Annotated in this window: 16 protein-coding genes and 2 pseudogenes; 14 read left to right on the top strand and 4 right to left on the bottom strand. The window is 60.9% G+C overall.

Annotated features, from left to right (window positions below; all coding sequences use genetic code 11):
* The first annotated feature begins 181 nt into the window (after positions 1-181).
* From ACZK29_RS00735 to ACZK29_RS00725, 3 genes are read left to right on the top strand one after another with little or no spacing between them, the layout of a single operon-like run.
* Positions 182-2,575 carry a transposase gene (locus tag ACZK29_RS00735; RefSeq protein ID WP_032954698.1) on the top strand — a complete coding sequence of 798 codons (2,394 nt, stop codon included), beginning with the start codon at positions 182-184 and terminating at the stop codon, positions 2,573-2,575.
* 55 nt (positions 2,576-2,630) lie between these two features.
* Positions 2,631-3,653 carry a P-loop NTPase family protein gene (locus ACZK29_RS00730; RefSeq protein WP_227832894.1) on the top strand — a complete coding sequence of 341 codons (1,023 nt, stop codon included), beginning with the start codon at positions 2,631-2,633 and terminating at the stop codon, positions 3,651-3,653.
* Positions 3,654-3,660: 7 nt separating this feature from the next.
* Positions 3,661-4,962: a TniQ family protein gene (locus ACZK29_RS00725; RefSeq protein ID WP_080104368.1), complete on the top strand. Its 1,302-nt coding sequence runs from the start codon at positions 3,661-3,663 to the stop codon at positions 4,960-4,962.
* 62 nt (positions 4,963-5,024) lie between these two features.
* Here ACZK29_RS00725 and ACZK29_RS00720 read toward each other — a convergent pair.
* Positions 5,025-5,666 (bottom strand): annotated as a pseudogene (locus ACZK29_RS00720) (IS3 family transposase); the annotation flags it as partial.
* A 592-nt stretch (positions 5,667-6,258) separates the two neighbouring features.
* Here ACZK29_RS00720 and ACZK29_RS00715 point away from each other — a divergent pair.
* The 5 genes from ACZK29_RS00715 (at position 6,259) to ACZK29_RS00695 (ending at position 12,571) form a co-directional block, all read left to right on the top strand.
* Positions 6,259-8,100: an ATP-dependent nuclease gene (locus ACZK29_RS00715; protein ID WP_021204017.1), complete on the top strand. Its 1,842-nt coding sequence runs from the start codon at positions 6,259-6,261 to the stop codon at positions 8,098-8,100.
* A complete protein-coding gene (locus tag ACZK29_RS00710) occupies positions 8,097-9,896 on the top strand; it encodes a UvrD-helicase domain-containing protein (RefSeq protein ID WP_031270585.1) in 1,800 nt (599 codons plus the stop codon). Before ACZK29_RS00715 ends, ACZK29_RS00710 begins: the two co-directional genes overlap by 4 nt.
* A 313-nt stretch (positions 9,897-10,209) precedes the next feature.
* Positions 10,210-11,025 (top strand): carbon-nitrogen hydrolase family protein, encoded by an 816-nt coding sequence (locus ACZK29_RS00705; RefSeq protein WP_106548738.1) that lies wholly within the window; start codon positions 10,210-10,212, stop codon positions 11,023-11,025.
* A 420-nt stretch (positions 11,026-11,445) separates the two neighbouring features.
* Entirely contained in the window at positions 11,446-11,718 is a 273-nt protein-coding gene (locus ACZK29_RS00700; protein ID WP_010487149.1) for a hypothetical protein, read from the top strand.
* Positions 11,719-11,884: 166 nt separating this feature from the next.
* Positions 11,885-12,571 (top strand): L,D-transpeptidase family protein, encoded by a 687-nt coding sequence (locus ACZK29_RS00695; RefSeq protein ID WP_111113309.1) that lies wholly within the window; start codon positions 11,885-11,887, stop codon positions 12,569-12,571.
* A gap of 23 nt (positions 12,572-12,594) precedes the next feature.
* On the opposite strand, the gene arsH is transcribed toward ACZK29_RS00695, so the two are convergent.
* A complete protein-coding gene (arsH, locus tag ACZK29_RS00690) occupies positions 12,595-13,323 on the bottom strand; it encodes an arsenical resistance protein ArsH (protein WP_164146520.1) in 729 nt (242 codons plus the stop codon).
* A gap of 17 nt (positions 13,324-13,340) precedes the next feature.
* On the opposite strand from arsH, the gene ACZK29_RS00685 reads away from it, so the two are divergent.
* The 5 genes and pseudogenes from ACZK29_RS00685 (at position 13,341) to ACZK29_RS00665 (ending at position 16,536) form a co-directional block, all read left to right on the top strand.
* On the top strand, positions 13,341-13,670 hold the full coding sequence (locus ACZK29_RS00685) for an ArsR/SmtB family transcription factor (RefSeq protein ID WP_106548736.1): 330 nt from the start codon (positions 13,341-13,343) through the stop codon (positions 13,668-13,670).
* A gap of 1 nt (position 13,671) precedes the next feature.
* A pseudogene (locus ACZK29_RS00680) lies at positions 13,672-14,043 on the top strand (GNAT family N-acetyltransferase); the annotation flags it as partial.
* Positions 14,044-14,127: 84 nt separating this feature from the next.
* Positions 14,128-14,631 carry an arsenate reductase ArsC gene (locus ACZK29_RS00675; protein ID WP_478447103.1) on the top strand — a complete coding sequence of 168 codons (504 nt, stop codon included), beginning with the start codon at positions 14,128-14,130 and terminating at the stop codon, positions 14,629-14,631.
* 8 nt (positions 14,632-14,639) lie between these two features.
* Positions 14,640-15,671 carry an ACR3 family arsenite efflux transporter gene (gene arsB, locus ACZK29_RS00670; protein ID WP_478446534.1) on the top strand — a complete coding sequence of 344 codons (1,032 nt, stop codon included), beginning with the start codon at positions 14,640-14,642 and terminating at the stop codon, positions 15,669-15,671.
* Positions 15,672-16,161: 490 nt separating this feature from the next.
* On the top strand, positions 16,162-16,536 hold the full coding sequence (locus ACZK29_RS00665; protein WP_478446533.1) for a hypothetical protein: 375 nt from the start codon (positions 16,162-16,164) through the stop codon (positions 16,534-16,536).
* Between the two features lie 60 nt (positions 16,537-16,596).
* On the opposite strand, the gene ACZK29_RS00660 is transcribed toward ACZK29_RS00665, so the two are convergent.
* The gene (locus ACZK29_RS00660) at positions 16,597-17,271 is read right to left on the bottom strand and encodes an Ivy family c-type lysozyme inhibitor (protein WP_478446532.1); all 675 of its coding nucleotides are present in this window, start codon (positions 17,269-17,271) and stop codon (positions 16,597-16,599) included.
* A 135-nt stretch (positions 17,272-17,406) separates the two neighbouring features.
* Here ACZK29_RS00660 and ACZK29_RS00655 point away from each other — a divergent pair, with 135 nt between their 5' ends.
* Positions 17,407-17,856: a YybH family protein gene (locus tag ACZK29_RS00655; RefSeq protein ID WP_478447102.1), complete on the top strand. Its 450-nt coding sequence runs from the start codon at positions 17,407-17,409 to the stop codon at positions 17,854-17,856.
* A 67-nt stretch (positions 17,857-17,923) separates the two neighbouring features.
* Here ACZK29_RS00655 and ACZK29_RS00650 read toward each other — a convergent pair whose 3' ends face one another.
* Positions 17,924-18,949, bottom strand: coding sequence for an NAD(P)H-dependent glycerol-3-phosphate dehydrogenase (locus tag ACZK29_RS00650; protein WP_010487166.1), 1,026 nt, complete (start codon positions 18,947-18,949; stop codon positions 17,924-17,926).
* Positions 18,950-18,964: the final 15 nt, after the last annotated feature.

The following is an 18,964-nucleotide window of genomic DNA, read 5'->3' as shown; positions in this document are numbered from 1 at the left end:
TGAGCTAAGAACACTCTCTGGGGTAGAAAAGACAAACCCCGGCTGGCAGGCCGGGGTCTGTTTGAGGCGCAGCGATGAGTACCGCTATGCCGAATCTACCCCCTTACCCCGATAAGAATCAACCCCTAGGCATTCCGGGAGGGAGGCGGCTGCCCGCCTCCCAGTAGATAGGCAGGGCTCCATGAATCAAGAAGAACTGGCCGAGCGTCTGCGGGAGCATGAGGGCCTAACTGTCGAACAGCGAGAGCACATCCTTGAGATGGCTAGCTCGAGTCCAGCGCGGAAGCCAGGAAAGGGTGCGCTGAACAACGTTGTGACCCACTTCAACTCAGTGAAATGTGGCCAGCTGATCACGCTGGAGAGTCATACCGTTGAACATCTGTTCGCGCTGACTCTGGAGCTGGATCCGGATGTGCTTGGCTACTTCCCGCAGGTCGCCTGTAAGGGAGTGAGACTTGGCAGTCATGTAAGGAGCGGCACCTTGGATTTTCTGGTCGTCCGCACCCGTCGCGTTGAGCTGGTCGAATGCAAGGCCGCCTCCGCTCGTGACAGCTTGCTTACGGCAAAGTCCGGTGAATGGATTGATGTCGATGGAAATCTTCAGAACCTTGCCTATGGTCCTTGGGCAAGGCAGCGCGGCATGGAGCACGTCCTGTGGCTCAGTCCGTCCCGCGTCGACACGCCACTTCGGAACCTGCAGGTCATCTATAACGAAGTGCGCATGGTACCTGCCGACGCGGCTCAAGTCTTGGGCAGGCGCATCCATGCGCATCTCGCCGACGGCCCCAAGAGCCTCGATTGGATGATCGAGACTATCGAGGGATTCAACCTGAGCCAGGCGGCGCTTTTGCTTGGAACCCGCTGGGCCTTCGGTCCAGTTGAGCATGTTCCGCTCACGGACACGAGCAACTTCTTTTTAACCTTGAGTCAGGCTCAGGCTATTGAGATAGGAAGCAACTTCTTTGAGGTTGCCAGGCACTCTCGCAATCAACTGAACTCTGCGTTCGCAACGGCGACGCTAGTCGACGCCACCCACGCCGAAAAGCGGCTGGCATTGATTCAATCCGCGCATGCGAAGGGTACAGCCGTCCCCAAACACCTGCGTGGGGTAGCGCGGAATGTAGCCGAGGCGCGAAGCAGAGGTGAAAACGAACTTGAGCAGTGCCTTACCAGATTTCATGCAAGCGGCAACCGAATGAGCCGGCTTACCCCCGTTCAGGAGAAGCGGACGGCTGAGGCAATTCGCGCATACGCCGCAGGCAAGTATTCACAGAAGAAGGACGCATACGCTGCGCTCAAGGAGGCCTGTGAATCTGACGGCGAGTCGCCACAGAGCCGCCAGGCCTTCGAACGCAGGCTCGCTGATCCGCGCCTGGAGCTGCGTAAGGTCCTTGCAACGCAGGGAATGCGTGGCTACCAAAAGCAACGGCCGCGCTCGGACGCGCGCGACCGGTCGGGTACAGCCTTAGCTAAACATGCAGTCCTGCACGTCGACAGTACCAAAGTTGACGTCAGGGTGGTGCGCGACGATGGAATGAGTGCAAGCGCAGAGTCCCCTCTGATTTATCTAGGAACAGATGAGGCGACTGATTTGCCAATGGCGCATTCCGTTGTCTTCGGGCCAGCACGGCGCGATGGTTTGGCCATCCTGATACGGAACTACGTCCGCAGACATGGACGACTGTTCAACAGCATCTTTGTCGATCGGGGAACGGAGAATCAGTCGCACTTTCTCATAGCTCTGGCTTTGCGATATCAGTTCTCAATCCATATCTGCCCAACGGCAGGTTCGAGGTTCAACTCGAACGTAGAGCGATACTTTAAAAGGTTCAATTCCCAAGTCAGCCATGAGCTTGTCGGCAGCACCGATCCCGACAAGGCGGGTCGGGGCGTGGACGGGAAGTTCAAGAGCTACAACACTGCCAGGCACTGCTTTGAAACCGTTCATACGGTGGCCAAGGAAACGCTCTATGAGCACTTCCCGAGCGTTCCTGTACAAGGCTTCGCAAGTCCGGCTGAACGTGCAGCCCACGCAGATCTTCTCTTTCCTAGTGCCGGCCTGCACGCGTTGGTTGACGAAGAATTCCTCTTCAGAACCGCGATCCCGCACAGCAATAACAAGTATGTACCCGGACGAGGGTTCGAGGTGAATGGTCGGTATTTTCACTCCAATGAACTGAGGGAGCTCGACGCGTCATTCGATGTTGAGCAGCTTCGAACAGATCCGGAGGACCCGAGCTTCATCTGGGTTAGGACGAATCGTGGACTGTTCAAGGCGTTCTGCAACTTGATCGGGCCTCTAGCCAATTCCACCCTGATTGAGCGGTCGTTCAGGGGTATGTATGACCAGCTCTACGCGCCATCGCTCCGCGAAGCAAAGCAGACCGCAAGGCACGCTCAGGCGATGCGTACGGCAGCCGCGAACGCGAAGCCCAACACCGCGGCTCATCCCAAACCGGGGGAGGCGGACTCCAGTAGCCTCCCTTCGCAATCAAATGACGCTCTTGACGAGATCGCTCTGCGCGGAATCAAGAAGCGAGCCATGGATGACTTTGACGACATTGAGTCGCCGTAGCTTGTGTAATCGGGGGCAAGCCCGCGCCAGTCATTCAAATTCACAGGAACCGATAGTGGACAGCAACTCTGGAATTCCTTTTGTGAATCATAGCCGCATGAGGACGGCTTACTCCGAACTCTTGAATGCCATCCAAGGTGCGCGCCCAGGTACGTTCGTCTGGGCATTGGCTCCTTCTGGCTCGGGCAAGAGTGAGATCAGAAAAGCTATTCTTCCCGTCCTTGCCGGGAAGCAGAGCCTCTGGCCAGCTGGCACGCTTCCTTTGATATCGGTGCGTGCAATGGCCAATGATCGGGGAAAGTTCAACTCCAAGGATCTCACGCTGCGCCTCCATCACGCCGTGGTGGAACCCGACTTCGGCTGGCTGGAGAACAAGGACCGATCGGTCAGTACTGATGCGCACCATGTCCAGGCGGAGGCAGAGGTAAACAATCAGCTGTGGAAGAGAGTGAGGGCAACGCAGTCGCAGCCGAGATTGCAGCACAGCTTCGAATCTGTGGCGAAACAACGTCAACTTAAGTACATCTTCCTGGAAGAAGCGGCAACCTTGACGATGGTGCATCTTCATCAAACCAGCTATGGGTACATGTCGAACCTTGTGCGACTGATTGAAGAAATCGGCTGCGTCATAGTGATGCTGGCTACCCACACTGCGGAGAGTTTGTGGGCGGGACACCCCGACGTCTGGAATCGATCCCGGTTCGTCTACATCCGGCCGTATAACCTGAAGAATTCCCAAGACGAGCGGGATTTCGTTGCAGTGCTGAAGGGTATCGGGCAGAGCTTCAACCTGTCCGATCCCAAGCTCCTCGTTAAGAATACTGATTTGATGTACGCCAATGGTGCTGGCGTGTTCGGTCCCACTATCGACGTCGTCCATAGGGCTGAGCTCCGCCGAAAGAATGAGGGAGCGAACAGCATCACTGAAGCGCACTTGCACGCCAGCTCCTCAAGCGAGAAGGAGCTTGGAACCGTGTGGAGCAGCGTGCTGGCCTTCAACAAGCTTGCGGATCAGAGGCCCTTGAATGGTGAGAAAAGAATTGCTGACTTCCTGAAGCGCATGGGTACGGGGGAGTAGAGCGAAAATGACTACGGCACACATGCGGTATCGGTGGACAGCACTGCCGCCAATTGCACCGATCGACGGAGCCACCGCCCAGACTGAGTCACTTGGAGGGTACTTCCAGAGGATGTGCGAAACGACCGGGTTTACAAAGACACACCTCGCAGGAGTGCTTGACAAAGTTGCGGGTCAGCCAAGAAATGGACTGAGTGAGCGAAATAGCTTCGTGGGACCAGGGCAGGTGAGCCTTAACCGCGCGCGCGCGCTAGAGCAGCTGACTAACCAACGCCTGGTCGGCTGCACGCTCTCGCCTTTCATTAATGTCCTGCAGATGCGGGATGGCGGCCTTGCTGGCATCAATCGCCGCTGGTGTCCTGAGTGCCTGCTGGAGGCTGGCGAGAGTAACGGTCTAAGTGAGAGGCTCATCTGGAACTTCCTTCACTACTCGCATTGCTCCTTGCACTCAGTCAGAATCATTGATCGCTGCCAAGAATGTGGCAACAGTCAACAGTTGCGAAGGGGCAACGCGGCCTCGTGCGCCTATTGCGGTTGCAGCCTAGCGCGCGCAACCACGCACGAGAGGCCGAGCGCACTTCAGTCCTGGGCCAACGCCTCGATCGAGGACGTCGTACGCTGGACCGCAACCAACCCTGATGTGGTTATTCCTGCGGAGAACTATCAACGTTTCTTTGATGGGCTCCTTCAAGATGGGACATTGGATAGGCTGAAGATCGTTCATAACAGGTTCTGGAGGGATGCAATTCGCTTCAGACGAACTACCACCACTTTCAGAACGCTACTCAACCTATCCGCCATCAAATCTGTTGACATTATCGGAATTTTGACCGAACCAGTTCCGGCCTCATCGACTTCATTGTTTCCAGGCCATGAGGTGGACGGTGAGATCGCGTTTGATCTAGAGGACTGGGGGGCTCAGGCGAGGAAATTCGAAGTCGTGCTCCACGCGCTCTGCAAGGCCAATACGCGTGTGTTCCCTAGCCAGCAGTTCCTTAGCCTATTGTTGGTTTCTAAACGAAAAAGTTCTATCCACCGTGCGCCGTCATTCAGCGTCTACCTAGATCTTCAGAGGCAACCTGGCCAGGACCTTCTTGCGGGTCGGAACATGGCGAGCAGAATTATGGCCCTGTCCATGACCCTGCTTAAAAGCGGCATGCGCGAGCGGGGCGTAGCAAGTGAAGTTCTGAAGAGATTCGCCATTTCGGCAGAGATCGCTAGAGAGTGCGCCCGGACCGCAGTTGTTATTACAAAGGCCATGCGCTCTCCGGCCTTCCGAGCTTCCGGTGATCCCTTCCCGTGCCGCTGAAGAAGGCCAGAAGAAGACATCACTTCCCTGCGCAGCCGAGCGGGTTGTTCAACCGCGGGGTTCTACCCCGATATCACGGACGGTTCTAAAAGAGCTGCAACCTTCTGGTCCTGCCTGGCGACCCTTCGTCGCATCCTTGGGTTATGGCGTCGCTCTATGTAGTCAAACGCATCCGCTCGTGCTGCATACTTTGTGGCGCAGTTCGTTCGATAGATCCGCTCACGCTTGAGTGGCCCAAAGAGGGCTTCGCAGGTCGCGTTGTCGCCACAATGACCCACAGCGCTCATCGAGCAGATCAGCCCGTTAGCCGCTAGATGCCCCTGGTAGTCGCGGCTGCGGAACTGGCTGCCTCGATCCGAATGCAGGATTACCTCATCGCTTCCTTGACGCTGCCGCACCGCTATCTGCACAGCCCGGGTCACCATCTGGCGATCCTGTCGATCGTGTATTGACGAGCCCATGATGCGCTGGTCGTACAGATCCAGCACGATCCCCAGATACAGCTTGCCCTGCTGGGTCTCGATCTCGGTAATATCTGTCCCCCACTTGGTTTCCGGCTCCAGCGCGAGAAAATCGCGTTCAAGCAGATTGACCACCCCCGGCGGTGTCCTGGCCGGAGTTGCGTGCCGCCCGCGACGCTTGCGGTGTGGCCAGCCCTGCAGGCCGTCGGCGGCCATCCGGCGCGCTACCCGGCCAGCGTTGCTGACGGCGGCGACAAGGCGCGCATCCGTCAGCCATGAGAGCGGGCCCTGAATGACAGGCTTTGAAATTCCGAGAACACTGCAAATTCGGATTGGTGGCTACAGCCCAGTTTCCAGATATGAGAAGTTGATTGACTCAAGGCAGCAGATGGACAGCGCTGCTGGAAGAGAAGGCTACGCCAGGTCGTTCCCGAAAGAATTGGCGATCCGGGGACATCAGTGTTACGAATTGCGATAACAAACTGTTGTCCTTCATGAGGGCCTTCGCCAATCAAACTCCGCCACCATGTACAAGCGCAATCACCGCATTGACCGAATAGGGCCTGCCACTTCATCGCGCGTCGGTGCGCTGAAAGGCACTGCTACCAGTGGTACCCCCTGCCTTCGCTGGGGGATGGATCCGACGTCGCCCCTTACTTGCCTGAGGGACCGGGGAACCAAAAGGCGATGGGCGTACGAGGGTTGCCGGAACGTCCAATTTCCCTGAATTGAGTAGAATCTGCCCAGGTAGATAGGGGCTGTCAGCCGGCCATCGTCGTGCTGCAGTTTGGGACAGGAGGCGGCTACGCCGCCATGAGCACAAGGAGACATCAGGGTGTATTTGGCAGAGCTGTCTATCTCGAACTTTCGCAAGATCAACAACGCTGTACTGCACTTCCAAAGTGGACTGAACGTCCTGGTTGGTGCGAATAACGCGGGCAAGACCGCCATTGTCGATGCGCTGAGGTCTCTCCTTGCCGGGCACGATGAACCTTACCCGCGGTTGGACTCAGACGATATTCATCGGCCGAAGACAGGATCGCCTAGCGGCAACATCGTGTTCAAGTACATCTTCCGAGGGTTGAGCCCCGATGATGAAGCTGACTTCATGACTGCCCTGAAGCCTGCCAAGGACGGGCAGATGGAGGCGCATATCACCATCAGCTTCTCCGAGGCGGATAAGACGGGGCGACTTAGAGCGAAGCGCTGGTGCGGAGACCATGATGATGTCGGCTTGACAGCGGACATGATGGAAAACCTTCGTGGCGTCTATCTACAGCCCCTGCGCGATGCTTCTCAGGCTCTTAGGCCCGGCCGCACAAGCCAGCTGTCCCGACTGTTTCAGCTGCTCGTTGATGACGATGGCAAGATCGAGATCAATAAGGCACTGAAGCTGCTGGATGATGAGCTCAAGACGAAAGCGCCGATTGTGAGCACCCATAAGGCGATAACGACTCGCCACTCCGAGATGTTGGGGCCACAGCTGTCCCAGCTGCTCGAGCTGGGGGTTAGCGTCAGCGATTTCCAACGCCTGGCTTCGCGTCTCTCTCTTACCGTAGATCTGTTCGAGCTTGAGCAAAATGGGCTCGGATTCAACAATCTGATCTTCATGGCGGTCGTTCTCAGCGAGCTGACCAAGAACCCGCAAGCTAGCTATCGAGGCCTGATCATTGAGGAGCCCGAGGCACATCTGCATCCCCAATTGCAGGCTGTGCTCCTGGGATACTTTGAGACCATCAAGGCAGTGGACAAAGAGAAGCCTGTCCAGCTGTTCGTTACCAGCCACTCACCCAACTTTGCCAGCATCGCCAACCTCGACAGTCTCACCTGTCTTGTTGACACCGGAATCAAGGTGGAGACTTTCTTTCCCCGAGACATCAAGTTTTCTGTCGGAAAGCGTGAGAAGCTTGAGCGCTATTTGGACGTCACTCGGGCTGAGCTTTTCTTTGCGCGCCGCGCAATCCTGGTCGAGGGTGCTGCGGAATTGGTCCTTGTCAGTGTGCTCGCCGAGAAGTGCGGTCACGATCTACGTAAGCATGGGGTAAGCCTCATCAGCGTTGAAGGTCTCAACTTCGACTCATTCATTCCACTGTTCGGCGAGAAGGCGCTGAAGATTCCTGTCTCCGTACTTACGGATGCGGACCCAACAGGTCCGAGTGAAGAGGATGAAGAGGAAGAGGAAAAGGGCGATGGCAGCGCAGAAGCAGACGACCATGCGCCGGAAGATGGGACCTCAAGTGGAAAGAAGAAGGCGGCCCCTGTCTACCCTTCGATCGGCGACAAGGTGCAGGCGTCCGCCAACACCTTGAATATGCTCAGGTTCGCGGATTCATATCTCAAGATCTTCCATGGGCTGAAGACGCTTGAGTATGACTTGGCCTTGTACGCCAGCAATCGCAAGATCATGCTTGCGGCGCTTAAGGAGCTACACCCGAAGATTTCTGCGAACCTGGAGAAGAAGGTAGACGCCGCTACGGGAGATGCAGAGAAGGCTCGCGTACTGTTCAGCGGGATGTTCGAGAGGAAGAACGGAAACGTCCAGAAGGGGCGCTTTGCACAAGCTTTGGCGTACCTGATCGCCAAGGCGAAAAAGGAAGAATTCACTGTTCCGGAGTATATCCAGGCTGCAGTCGAGCACGCTTGTCAGCCTGGCCCGAAGAAGGCTGAAGACGAATGAGCACGGATACTACTCCTTCAGTTGAACAGGGTGAGATCATCACGGCACCATTGCATCCGATGTCGGTCATTGCTTGCGCGGGAAGTGGGAAGACCTTCACGGCTGTACGTAGGCTGGCCCACATACGTCAATGCCTCGGTGATCACCGGGGCCGGGTTGCGCTCCTGTCCTTCTCGAACATCGCCGTGGAGACCTTCAGGCGCGAGTACCAGGCACTCGCAATGGGATCGCTCAAGATCCCGTCCCACCAGCGTGTCGAGATCGACACATTGGACGGGTTCATTACGACAAATATTCTGCGACCCCACGCCCATCGGACGATGGGGTGTACCACGACCCCGTTCTTGCTATCAGGGAGCGAGTCATTCCTTTTAGGTAAGGACTATCGCTTCTGGGTGGAATCGCCGAGAACCGATAGCTACCCAGTGCCCCAAGGGCATATCCATCGCGTTGTCATAGGCCCTTCTGGAGCTGCAACGGGCTTCTTCTATCAGAACTCCGGCATGCTGGCGAGGATCAACAATGGCCCAAAGGTTGCCGCAGCATTGGGAAAACTGGGGGCTTACACCCACGAGCTGGCGCGCTACTGGGTCGACCTTACCCTCCGCGAACAACCCGAGATCCTCCGAGTCCTTGCGCGTCGCTATCCCCACATCCTCATTGATGAAGCCCAGGATATCGGCATTCTGCACCAGGTGATCATTGAGAGGCTCAGCCAAGCAGGCTCTCAGATTTCCCTTATTGGGGATCCCAATCAAGGCATCTACGAGTTCATGGGCGCGACCGGCTCGTTCCTGTCCAGCTACCACAGCAAACCCGGTGTTTCTGCGGCCGCCCTGACGCGGAACTATCGGTCCGTGCCGGCCGTACTCGATCTCGCCAACGCAATCTCGGCGCGTACGGACGATCCGGATAGGACAGCGCCACCTACGCTCCACGGGGCCTACTTCGTTCCGTACACGACTGCCGATACGAAGAAGGTCATGGCGGCCTTCCAGGCAACACTGGTCTCCGCTGGGTTGGACCCAGCACGCTCCGCCGTGCTCTGCCGCGCACGCAAGTGGGCCAACGAGCTGGCTGGGCATGAGGGTGCGCCTGGCGTGGGAACGACCAAGATCCTTGCCCAGGCAGCGATGGCGCGCGATATCCACTCCGACTACTCAACAGCATTCAGACTCGTGGCAACTGCCATCATGGGTTTGACCGACAACGCGCCCAAGGGCATCGTTGCTCGCCTGACTCAGCCTGCCAGGTACCCAGAGGAACGAGCACTTCGTCGTGTCATTTGGGCTTTTACGCGAGATCCGGTCTCGGGCCTGCCCAGCGCGGCGCTGCCCGCTGTTAGCGATTGGCAGCCGGCACTGTTGCAACGTATAAGGGTCCTGATGACCAATCTGAGCACAGCCCACGGTCTCAACCACACATCGTCCACGCTCGGTGCTCGGCTCTCGAAGAGGAGTTTGCCCGGCTCACCGCTAATGAGCCCGCCTGACCTAGGTGCCGATCAGCCCTTGCGGGTCAAAATCAGTACCGTGCACCAGGTCAAAGGCGAAAGCCTGGATGCCGTCCTCTACATGGCAACGAAACCGCATGTATCTGCACTGCTAGGCGGAGGTTCCACCGAGGACGGGCGAATCGGGTACGTGGCTGTGACCCGGGCAAGGGATCTGCTGTGGTTGGCTGTCCCTGCAACAGCTTTGAAGAGCCTTCGTGCCGATCTCCAAGCAAAGGGCTTCAAGGACGCAACCGCTACGGCTGCAACCCCAACGGCCGGACATGACAACGGTTCCCTCTGAATGGGCGTATTGGACAGGAACCCAACGCGGCACTGGAATCAACGTCAACGCAGGGAATGAAGCTGAATGGGAGCAAGCATAGGTTTTCCGCTAGATCGGACCTGAATACGCTTCCCTCGATGGAACTGGGTTCCTGCCGGTCAGCGGGGGAGACTATGAGTGCTTGACAACCATAGTTGCGCCAATGGAAGCAGGAAATTGGCTCAACCTATGGTTGCGGATGGCGACAAACCTTTGGTTGCCCGTCTACTTGATTCATTCAATCCACAAGGCCGCTCCCGCGTCGGCCTGCAGCTGGACTGAGAGGACAGGAATGAAGATTGTTGCTGCGCAGATGCGGTCAGCCCCTGGCGACATCGAGGGCAACATCGAACGGCATGTCCAGTTCATCGATCTGGCCGCCTCGTGTGGTGCTGCGGCGATCTTCTTCCCGGAGATGTCACTCACCGGCTATGAGCCACTGAGGGCAGAGCAGCTGGCACTGGCAGCAGATGATGCTCGTCTGGGAGTGTTCCAGTCACTGAGTGATCGTCACCAGCTGCTGGTTGCAGTCGGCGGGCCATATCGCGGCAACGAGGGGCCGGAGATCGGCATGTTCATCTTCCGCTGCAGCCAGGTACCCGCTGTCTACACCAAGCAGATCCTCCACGCCGACGAACTGGCCTACTTCAGATCCGGATCCACGCCGCTTCCCATCATCATCGGAGCAGAAACCCTGGTCCCCGCGATCTGCTTCGAGTCGCTGCAGATGGAGAGCGCCCTGCAGGCGAAGGAAGCCGGAGCAACGGTCTACGTGGCGAGTGTTGCAAAACACCTGGCTGGAATGGAGCGTGCCCACCGTCACTACGCAGCCGTCGCGCGGGAACTGGGGATGATCGTGATGGTATCCAACGGCGTTGGACACGCCGATGGATTTGAGATGGCTGGGCGCTCTGCAGCCTGGGACAGCCGGGGCGTGCTGGGATGCAGCGCCGGTGCGGAAGACGAGGCGTTGGTGATGTACGACCTGGCAACGCAGGTCGGCCGTACCTTGACGCTCTCCGTGGTGCCGGCTTCGCACTCTGGAAGCGTCCACGCGGATCTGTCCATTGGCAACGATATGCGGACGTGCGCAGGCACTTCGAACTGACCGCAGCGGAAGTCCACGACAGCCAGAGTCCAACGTCCCGTCCCGTGGAACGCTCGTGGCCAGGACGGACCAAAGGCTGATCTGGCCGGAAGCGAAGCCAATGCCCGTAGATTCGCTTCCTCTCGCGCCGTATCGGTTCGACCCCGTGGCACCGTCGGCGCAGCCCGCGTTTTCGCCGCGTGCAAGCGTGCAGAAGTCACGCATGGTGACATCGACTTCATACAGATGAATTGGCTATTGTGAACAGGCGCAAGGCGATGCGCCGACGTAGATCAGCTCGCCTGATCCCGCTTGTTAATGTTGGGTCACAGGCAGGCTTCACAGCTCATCCACGTATTCAAATTCCAGCTGAAAGCGCTTGTCAGCGACGGGAACAAACGCCGCTATATTCCAGCTTCCCCAGACGAAGGAGGGAATGCAATGAACCTGAACCCGCAACACATGAAGACGGCCCGCGCACTTGCTGTAGCGCTTATCGCCACCGTCAGCCTTGGCGCCTGCGCCTCTTACAAGAACGAGTTTGCAACCATCAACTCGCGTCTCGATCAGCTCGACGTCAAGGTGCAGGGTGCTGCGCAGAGTGCGGAGTCCGCCAACCAGTCCGCACAGCAGGCCAACCAGCGTCTGGACCAGATCGAAGGTCGCGTGCAGCAGCTTGAAAGGGCACCTGCGGGCCGCAAGCCGCGCGGGTAATCGCTCCCTCACTGTTTGAATCGCATCTGATTTCGTACCTCTGTATCGGGAACCAGTGGCCTTCGCCGGCCACTGGCGTCCTTCCACCCAAGATTGCATTGCAAGGAGCCGTCCCATTCGTACCTACTCCTCCCCTGCACGCCGCGCCCTGCATGCCGCACTGGCCATGGCATTGGTCGTTGCGTGCAGCGGCGTAGCCAACGCCAGGGACAAGGACGCACCTGCACCACCGGTGGCCGCCGTTGATGAACTTCCGCCTGACCAGAGCGTGTCCGAAACGGTGATCGAACTGGCCGGCTGGGTGGTCGCCAGCAAGGACAACCAGGGCTATCCGTTTGCGGTCATGGACAAAGCGGCGGCGCAGGTTCTGATCTTCAGCGGCGACGGCAAGCTGCGTGGCGCGGCACCGGCGCTGTTCGGTTCGGCCATCGGCGATCATTCCGCACCCGGCGTCGCCAAGCTCGCACTGAGCGCGATTCCCGGCCACGACCGCACCACGCCGGCCGGCCGCTTCATTGGTGGCTACGGCCCCTCCGACGATGCCGGGCGCGTGCTGTGGGTGGACTACGATTCCGCCGTTTCAATGCATCCGCTGCCGCCGGGCAGCCCGAAGGAAAAGCGCGCCGAGCGCTTGGCATCGCCCACACCGGACGACAACCGCGTCACCCACGGCTGCATCAACGTCTCGCCCGCGTTCTATGGGCAGATCGTGCAACCCATGTTCGAGAAGGGCGGCGTGTTCTACATCCTGCCGGACAAGGATTCGATCGCGAAGACGTTCCCGGAATTCGCGCAGAGCCGCGGGGATGCGAAGGACGAAGACGAGAAGGGCGCGCGGCGCGCAAGCAAGTAGTACGCTCGTCGGCAGATTGGAATTCAGGAAGCCGCAGCCCCTGCGGCCCGCGCCAATACCGCGGCATGCGCGTCGCCCTTCCTCTCGCTGTATCGGTCCACCAGGTAGTCCGACCGCCCTCGCGTCAGCAGCGTGAACTTCACCAGCTCCTCCATCACATCCACCACGCGGTCGTAGTACGGCGAGGGTTTCATGCGCCCGTCGTCATCGAATTCCTGCCAGGCCTTGGCCACCGATGACTGGTTGGGGATGGTCAGCATGCGCATCCAACGGCCAAGTACGCGCAGCGTGTTGACCGTGTTGAACGACTGCGAACCGCCGCTCACCTGCATCACCGCCAGCGTCCTGCCCTGCGTGGGCCGCACGCTGCCATCTTCCAGCGGCAACCAGTCGATCTGGTTCTTGAACACGCCGGTGACCGTGCCATGCCGCTCGGGGCTGACCCAGACCTGGCCTTCCGACCACTGCGACCACGCACGCAAGCGCTGCACTTCGGGATGGCTCGTGTCCACGCTGTCCAGCATGGGCAGCGCATGCGGATCGAACAGGCGGGTTTCGCACCCCAGATGGCGCAGCAATCGCTCGGCTTCAAGCGCCAGCTTGCGGCTGAACGACTGCGGCCGAAGCGAGCCGTAGAGCAGGAGGATGCGTGGCGGCCCCAGATCTGCCGCGGCGAGCTGGTGGTGATCGGGCTGGGGCAGCGAGCCGTCCACCAGGTTCGGCAGATGGGCACTTGTGATTGGTTTATTCATTCGACTATTCTAGAAATATGGAAACGTTGAATGCAATCGCCGCCCTCACCGCCCTCGGCCATGCCACCCGCCTGGCCGCCTTCCGCCTGCTGGTGGAGGCTGGCCCGGCAGGGCGCATGGCGGGCGACATCGCCACGGCCCTGCAGGTGCCCCCAGCCACGCTCAGCTTCCACCTGAAGGAGCTGGTGCAGGCCGGGCTGGTGGAGAGCGAAAGCCAGGGCCGCCATGTCTGCTATCGGGCCAACTTCGATGCCATGAACGGCTTGATCGAGTACCTGACGCACAACTGCTGCGCGGGCTCGCCGGACGAGCGGTGCGCGGTGAGCGAACTGCCATGCAGGTGCTGAGATGAAACCAGACCCCGTGATTCGTGCCGGCACACGCGACGACCTGCCCTCCATCCGGGACCTTCTGCAGCAGTCGCAGTTGCCCGTAGCCGATCTGGAAAGCAGCAAGGTAGTGTTTCTCGTCGCAGACCTCGACGGCGTCCCCGTGGGGGCCGTTGGATTGCAGGTATTCGGCGCCTCGGCGCTGCTCCGCTCCCTGGTGGTGTCTGATGACCGACGCGGCACCGGCCTTGGACGCGCATTGCTGGCAGCGGCCGAAGAGGTGGCCTGCCGTATGCAGGTCAGAGAACTGGTGCTGCTGACAACATCGGCAGGCACGTGGTTCGCGCGGCACGGCTATGCCGGATGCGATCGCGCGCAGATAGCGGAGGCGATCCGCAGCTCTGCCGAGTTCACTCGTCTCTGCCCGGCCAGCGCGCTTTGCATGTCCAAGCCACTCACTGACCATGGAAGCCACATGACCCGCAATGTCCTCTTCCTCTGTACCGGCAACAGCGCCCGCAGCGTGCTTGCCGAAGCCACCCTGCGCGCCTGGGGCGGCGATCGCTTCGCCGCCTTCAGTGCCGGCAGCCAGCCCACCGGCCAGGTCAATCCGTTCGCGCTGGCCCAGTTGCACGCCGAAAGCATGCCCACTGAAGGGCTGCGCAGCAAGTCGTGGGATGAGTTCGTGGATGCAGCACCGATGGATCTGGTGATCACCGTGTGTGATGCAGCCGCAGCGGAAGCCTGCCCTGTGGTGTTCGGTGACTTCATCCGCAGCCACTGGGGCCTGCCCGATCCGGCCGCCGTGGCAGGCAGCGATGCCGACAAGACCGCAGCCTTCGTGCTGGCTCATACCATCGTGAAGGCGCGACTGCGTGCATTGCTCGCCTTGCCTGACTCATTGTGGTCCGACCGCGAAGCGCTGCAGCACGCGCTGGATCAAATTGGACAGTTGCAGCCGACCGACAGCATGCCGTGACTTCCCGCATGAATCTGTTCGAACGCCACCTGACGCTTTGGGTCGCGCTTTGCATTGCGGTCGGCACGCTGCTGGGCCACTTCCTACCCGGTGCTTTCGCGGTGCTGGCGTCCGCCGAAGTCGCCAAGGTCAACCTGCCGGTTGCCGCGCTGATCTGGCTGATGATCATCCCGATGTTGCTGAAGGTCGACTTCCGCGCGATGCGCCAGTTGCAGCAGCACTGGAAGGGCATCGGCGTAACGCTGTTCATCAACTGGGCGGTGAAGCCATTCTCGATGGCGCTGCTGGGCTGGCTGTTCCTGCGCCATGCCTTCGCCGCCTGGTTGCCGCCGGGGCAGATCGACAGCTACATCGCCGGGCTGATCCTGCTGGCGGCCGCACCCTGCACCGCGATGGTGTTCGTGTGGAGCAACCTGTGCCGCGGTGATGCCAACTTCACCCTGAGCCAGGTGGCGTTGAACGACGCGATCATGGTGGTGGCCTACGCGCCGGTGGTTGCACTGCTGCTGGGCCTGTCGGCGATCACCGTGCCGTGGGATACGTTGCTGCTGTCGGTGGGCCTCTACATCGTGGTGCCGGTGCTGCTGGCTGCGTTGCTGCGGCGCTGGATCCTGATGCGTAGTGGCGACGCGGCGTTGCAGTGGGTGCTTCGCAAGCTGGGGCCCGTCTCGCTGTGCGCGCTGCTGCTCACACTGGTGCTGCTGTTCGGCTTCCAGGGCCAGCAGATCGTGAAGCAGCCGCTGGTGATCGCACTGATTGCGGTGCCGATCCTGATCCAGGTCTATTTCACTTCCGGCCTGGCTTACCTGCTCAATCGTCGCTTGGGCGTGGCGCATTGCGTGGCCGGCCCTTCAGCACTGATTGGTGCCAGCAACTTCTTCGAATTGGCGGTTGCCACCGCGGTGGGGCTGTTCGGCGTGCATTCGGGGGCTGCGCTGGCGACGGTAGTTGGTGTGCTGATCGAGGTGCCGGTCATGTTGTCTGTGGTGCGGATCGTGAACCGTACTCAAGCCTGGTACGAGAGACGCGAAGAGCACTGACAGACCGGAGTGCGTCGAAGTCTATTTACGTCCTTCGCCCCGCACTGTCGTCATCGGCCTGGTGGGGTACCCGTACGCCACGTCATCAACTTCGACCCATGTCGCATATTCCCCATGCCGCTACGGACGTTGCGGCGCCTGCGTCTGCGACGGCTTAACAGCATGCAAGAATGCCAAAAGCGTCTTTGATCCAGCGTTGAATGCAACTCTTCTGATTGGCGTTGCGCAGCGACGGCGGTACAGATGGTGGGCCGCCGGAAAATGGGTGGCCGGGCCTCGAAAACCCGTTAGATCACGAACGTTGTTTGCGCTTGCCAGCCGGCGTCACCCCGCGTGGCGCCGGCTGGCATTCCGTCTGCCGGCTATGGCGGGCGGAGCGTGGAGGCCTTGCGCCTGCCGGTCTTGTTCGTGATCTCCCGGTTTTCGAGCCACGTCTCCGCCCGCCACCTCTATGTGGCGGTTACCGTCTGTCCTGCACGGAGCCCTTGCCATGAGCACACCCGAATCCTCCCGCCTGCGCGCGCAGTACGTGCCCGCCAACGCGGACGCGCCCTCGGAAGCACTGCACCCGCACGATTCGCACGGTTTCATCGCCACGCTCGGCCGCATCGGCAAGGGCGCTGCCGCCGACGGGCAGCCCTGGCCCGAACGTCATCAGATGCCCGGCCGCCGCATGGCCTTGGCCGACGCGGATTGCGCATTGACCGGCCTGCGCGTGGCGTTGGAAATGCTGCTGGCTGCCGAGCGCGTGCGCCAGAACGGACCCGACGAGGAGTACGTGGGCGACCGCGTGATGGAGGGCCTGATGATGGCCAGCCTGTCGCTGGCCGCACAGGTCAGCGCACGCATGCGGCCGGAAGGGTAATACGGGGAACAACGCACACTGCAGCGCCGTGCGCGGCCCGGCGCTGCGGAGCGCGCCACATCACTCGCAGAGCGCGCTGTCTTCCTTCAACGCGGCATCCTGCAGTGGCTGGCGCTGTTCGATCTGCGCACGTTGTTCCGCCGTCGGCTCGCCCAGCCACCGCACACGGCAGCGCGCGGTAAGACGGCCGACCAGCTTCGACTGATCGGGCGAGTACAGCATCGCCAACGCGGTGCCGGGGCAGTCGTGGGCCTGGCAGGCGGTGTAGAACCACCACGGCTCGCCCTGCAGCACTATCAGCTCGCCAGGGCCGCTGGGTCCGCTCAACAGGCGCTTGCGCAGCGGCGGAATGTCCTTGTCGGTGGATTCGGCATCCTGCGTGCCCTTCATCAGCGCATCGAACGCGGCCAGTACCTTCGGGTCCTTGCGGCCGCAGTCGTCCACGGTGTTGCCGCCCACCAGAGTAAAGAAGTGGGTCGCCAGCGGATTGTCCGCGCAGGTGAGTTCGCCGCCAGTGCTCGGGTCCTCCGGTTCGCCTTCGTTGTCCCACACCGAGGGATCCACGCCGTCTTCGACGAACGGTTCCTTCTCGACCACGGTGGCCGTGGCGGCCGGTGCTTCGGTGGTCGGCACTGGCGCTGCAGCAGGTGCAGTCTCGCTAGTCCTCTCCGGTCCTTGCCCGCAGGCTGCCAGCAGCGCGGCCATCATCGCCATCCCTGTGATTCGCATCTTCATCACGTGTCCTTGTCTGATCTGCGCTGCGTCCGCCGAATCGGCGGCCGCGTGATTCTAACCAGCACCGCGCTAGGATGCGCTCGTAGCTTCCCGCCATCGCCTGGAGCCGGACGCATGCGCCGTACACGACTCGCCATGATCTTCTGCAGTGCCCTGCTGCTGGCAACGCCGGCAATGGCGTTCGGAGAAGGCACGACGTCTGCGCGCCTGCCCGATACCACCCTGCCCGCACCGCTGGATCGCGTACTGCGCGACTACGAGCAGGCATGGCGCACCGGTGATACCAAGGCATTGGCTGCGCTGTTCGCCGAGGACGGCTTTGTGCTGCAGAGCAATCAGCCCCCCGTGCGCGGACGCAGTGCAATCGAAGCCGCGTATGCCGGCCAGGGCGGCAGCCCGTTGCGGCTGCGTGCGCTGGCGTACTCGGTGGATGGGAACACGGGCTACATCATTGGTGCGTACCGCTACGGCAACAACGTGGGCGATACCGGCAAGTTCACACTGACGCTGAAGCGTGAGGGGAATGGGCCGTGGATGATTTTCTCGGACATGGACAACGGCAACACGCCACCGCGCGCGCGATGATGGTTTCCGCCGGGCATGGCCCGGCGCTACCGAAAAAAAACCCCGGCGCGTGGCCGGGGTTTTCGATTCACTTGAACAGCGTGTCCGGGTATTCCGGTTTCTGTTCCCGCGCCAGCAATGCGCGCAGGCCTTCTTCCGGTGTCTGCTCGCCGTGCAGCACGGCACGCACGCGGTCGGAAATCGGCAGGTCGATGCCATGGCGGCGTGCCTGTCGCATCACTTCGTCGGCGGTCTGCACCGACTCGACCACCTGGCCGATTTCGCGCACGGCGTCCTGCAGCGTCTGGCCACGGCCCAGGGCCAGGCCCAGGCGGCGGTTGCGCGACAGGTCGCCAGTGCAGGTCAGCACCAGATCGCCCAAGCCCGCCAGGCCCATCAGCGTTTCCGGCTTGGCGCCGATCGCAGCGGCCAGGCGCAGCATCTCGTTGAGGCCACGGGTAATCAGGCCGGCACGGGCGTTGAGGCCCAGCTGCATGCCATCGGCCACGCCAGTGGCCACGGCCAGCACGTTCTTCATCGCACCACCCAGCTCGGCACCGACCATGTCGTCGCCGGTATAGGCGCGGAACGCCGGGCCATGCATCGCCTCGGCCACCGTCTGCGCGAACTCGGGCACGTCGCCGTGCACGGTGATCGCGGTCGGCAGGCCCTGGGTCACTTCCTTGGCGAACGACGGTCCGGTGACGACGGCCAGCGGCACGTCCTCGCCCAGCACTTCGCGCGCCACTTCATGCAGGAAGCGGCCCGAACCGGGTTCGAAGCCCTTGGTGGCCCAGGCCACGCCGGCACCGGCCGGACGCAGCGGCGCCAGCGCACGCACGGTTTCGCCGAAGGCATGCGAGGGGGTCACCACCAGGATCCAGGCCGCGCCCTCCACCGCCGACGCCAGGTCGGTGGTGGCACGCAGGCTGTCCGGCAGCGGGATGCCCGGCAGGTAACGCGGGTTCTCGTGGCGCTGGTCGATGGCTTCCACCACGGCAGCGTCGCGCCCCCACAGCACGGTCGGGTGACCGTGCCGTGCGAGCAGGCTGGCCAGCGCGGTTCCCCAGGAACCGGCGCCCAGCACGGCGATCTTGTCAGCGGGAGTGCTCATCCGTGACGTCGCGGC

The organism is Stenotrophomonas sp. 89682_Sma, from assembly GCF_056481405.1.
The sequence above is the reverse complement of the archived record's forward strand: the minus strand, read 5'-3'. Positions and strand labels throughout refer to the sequence as shown.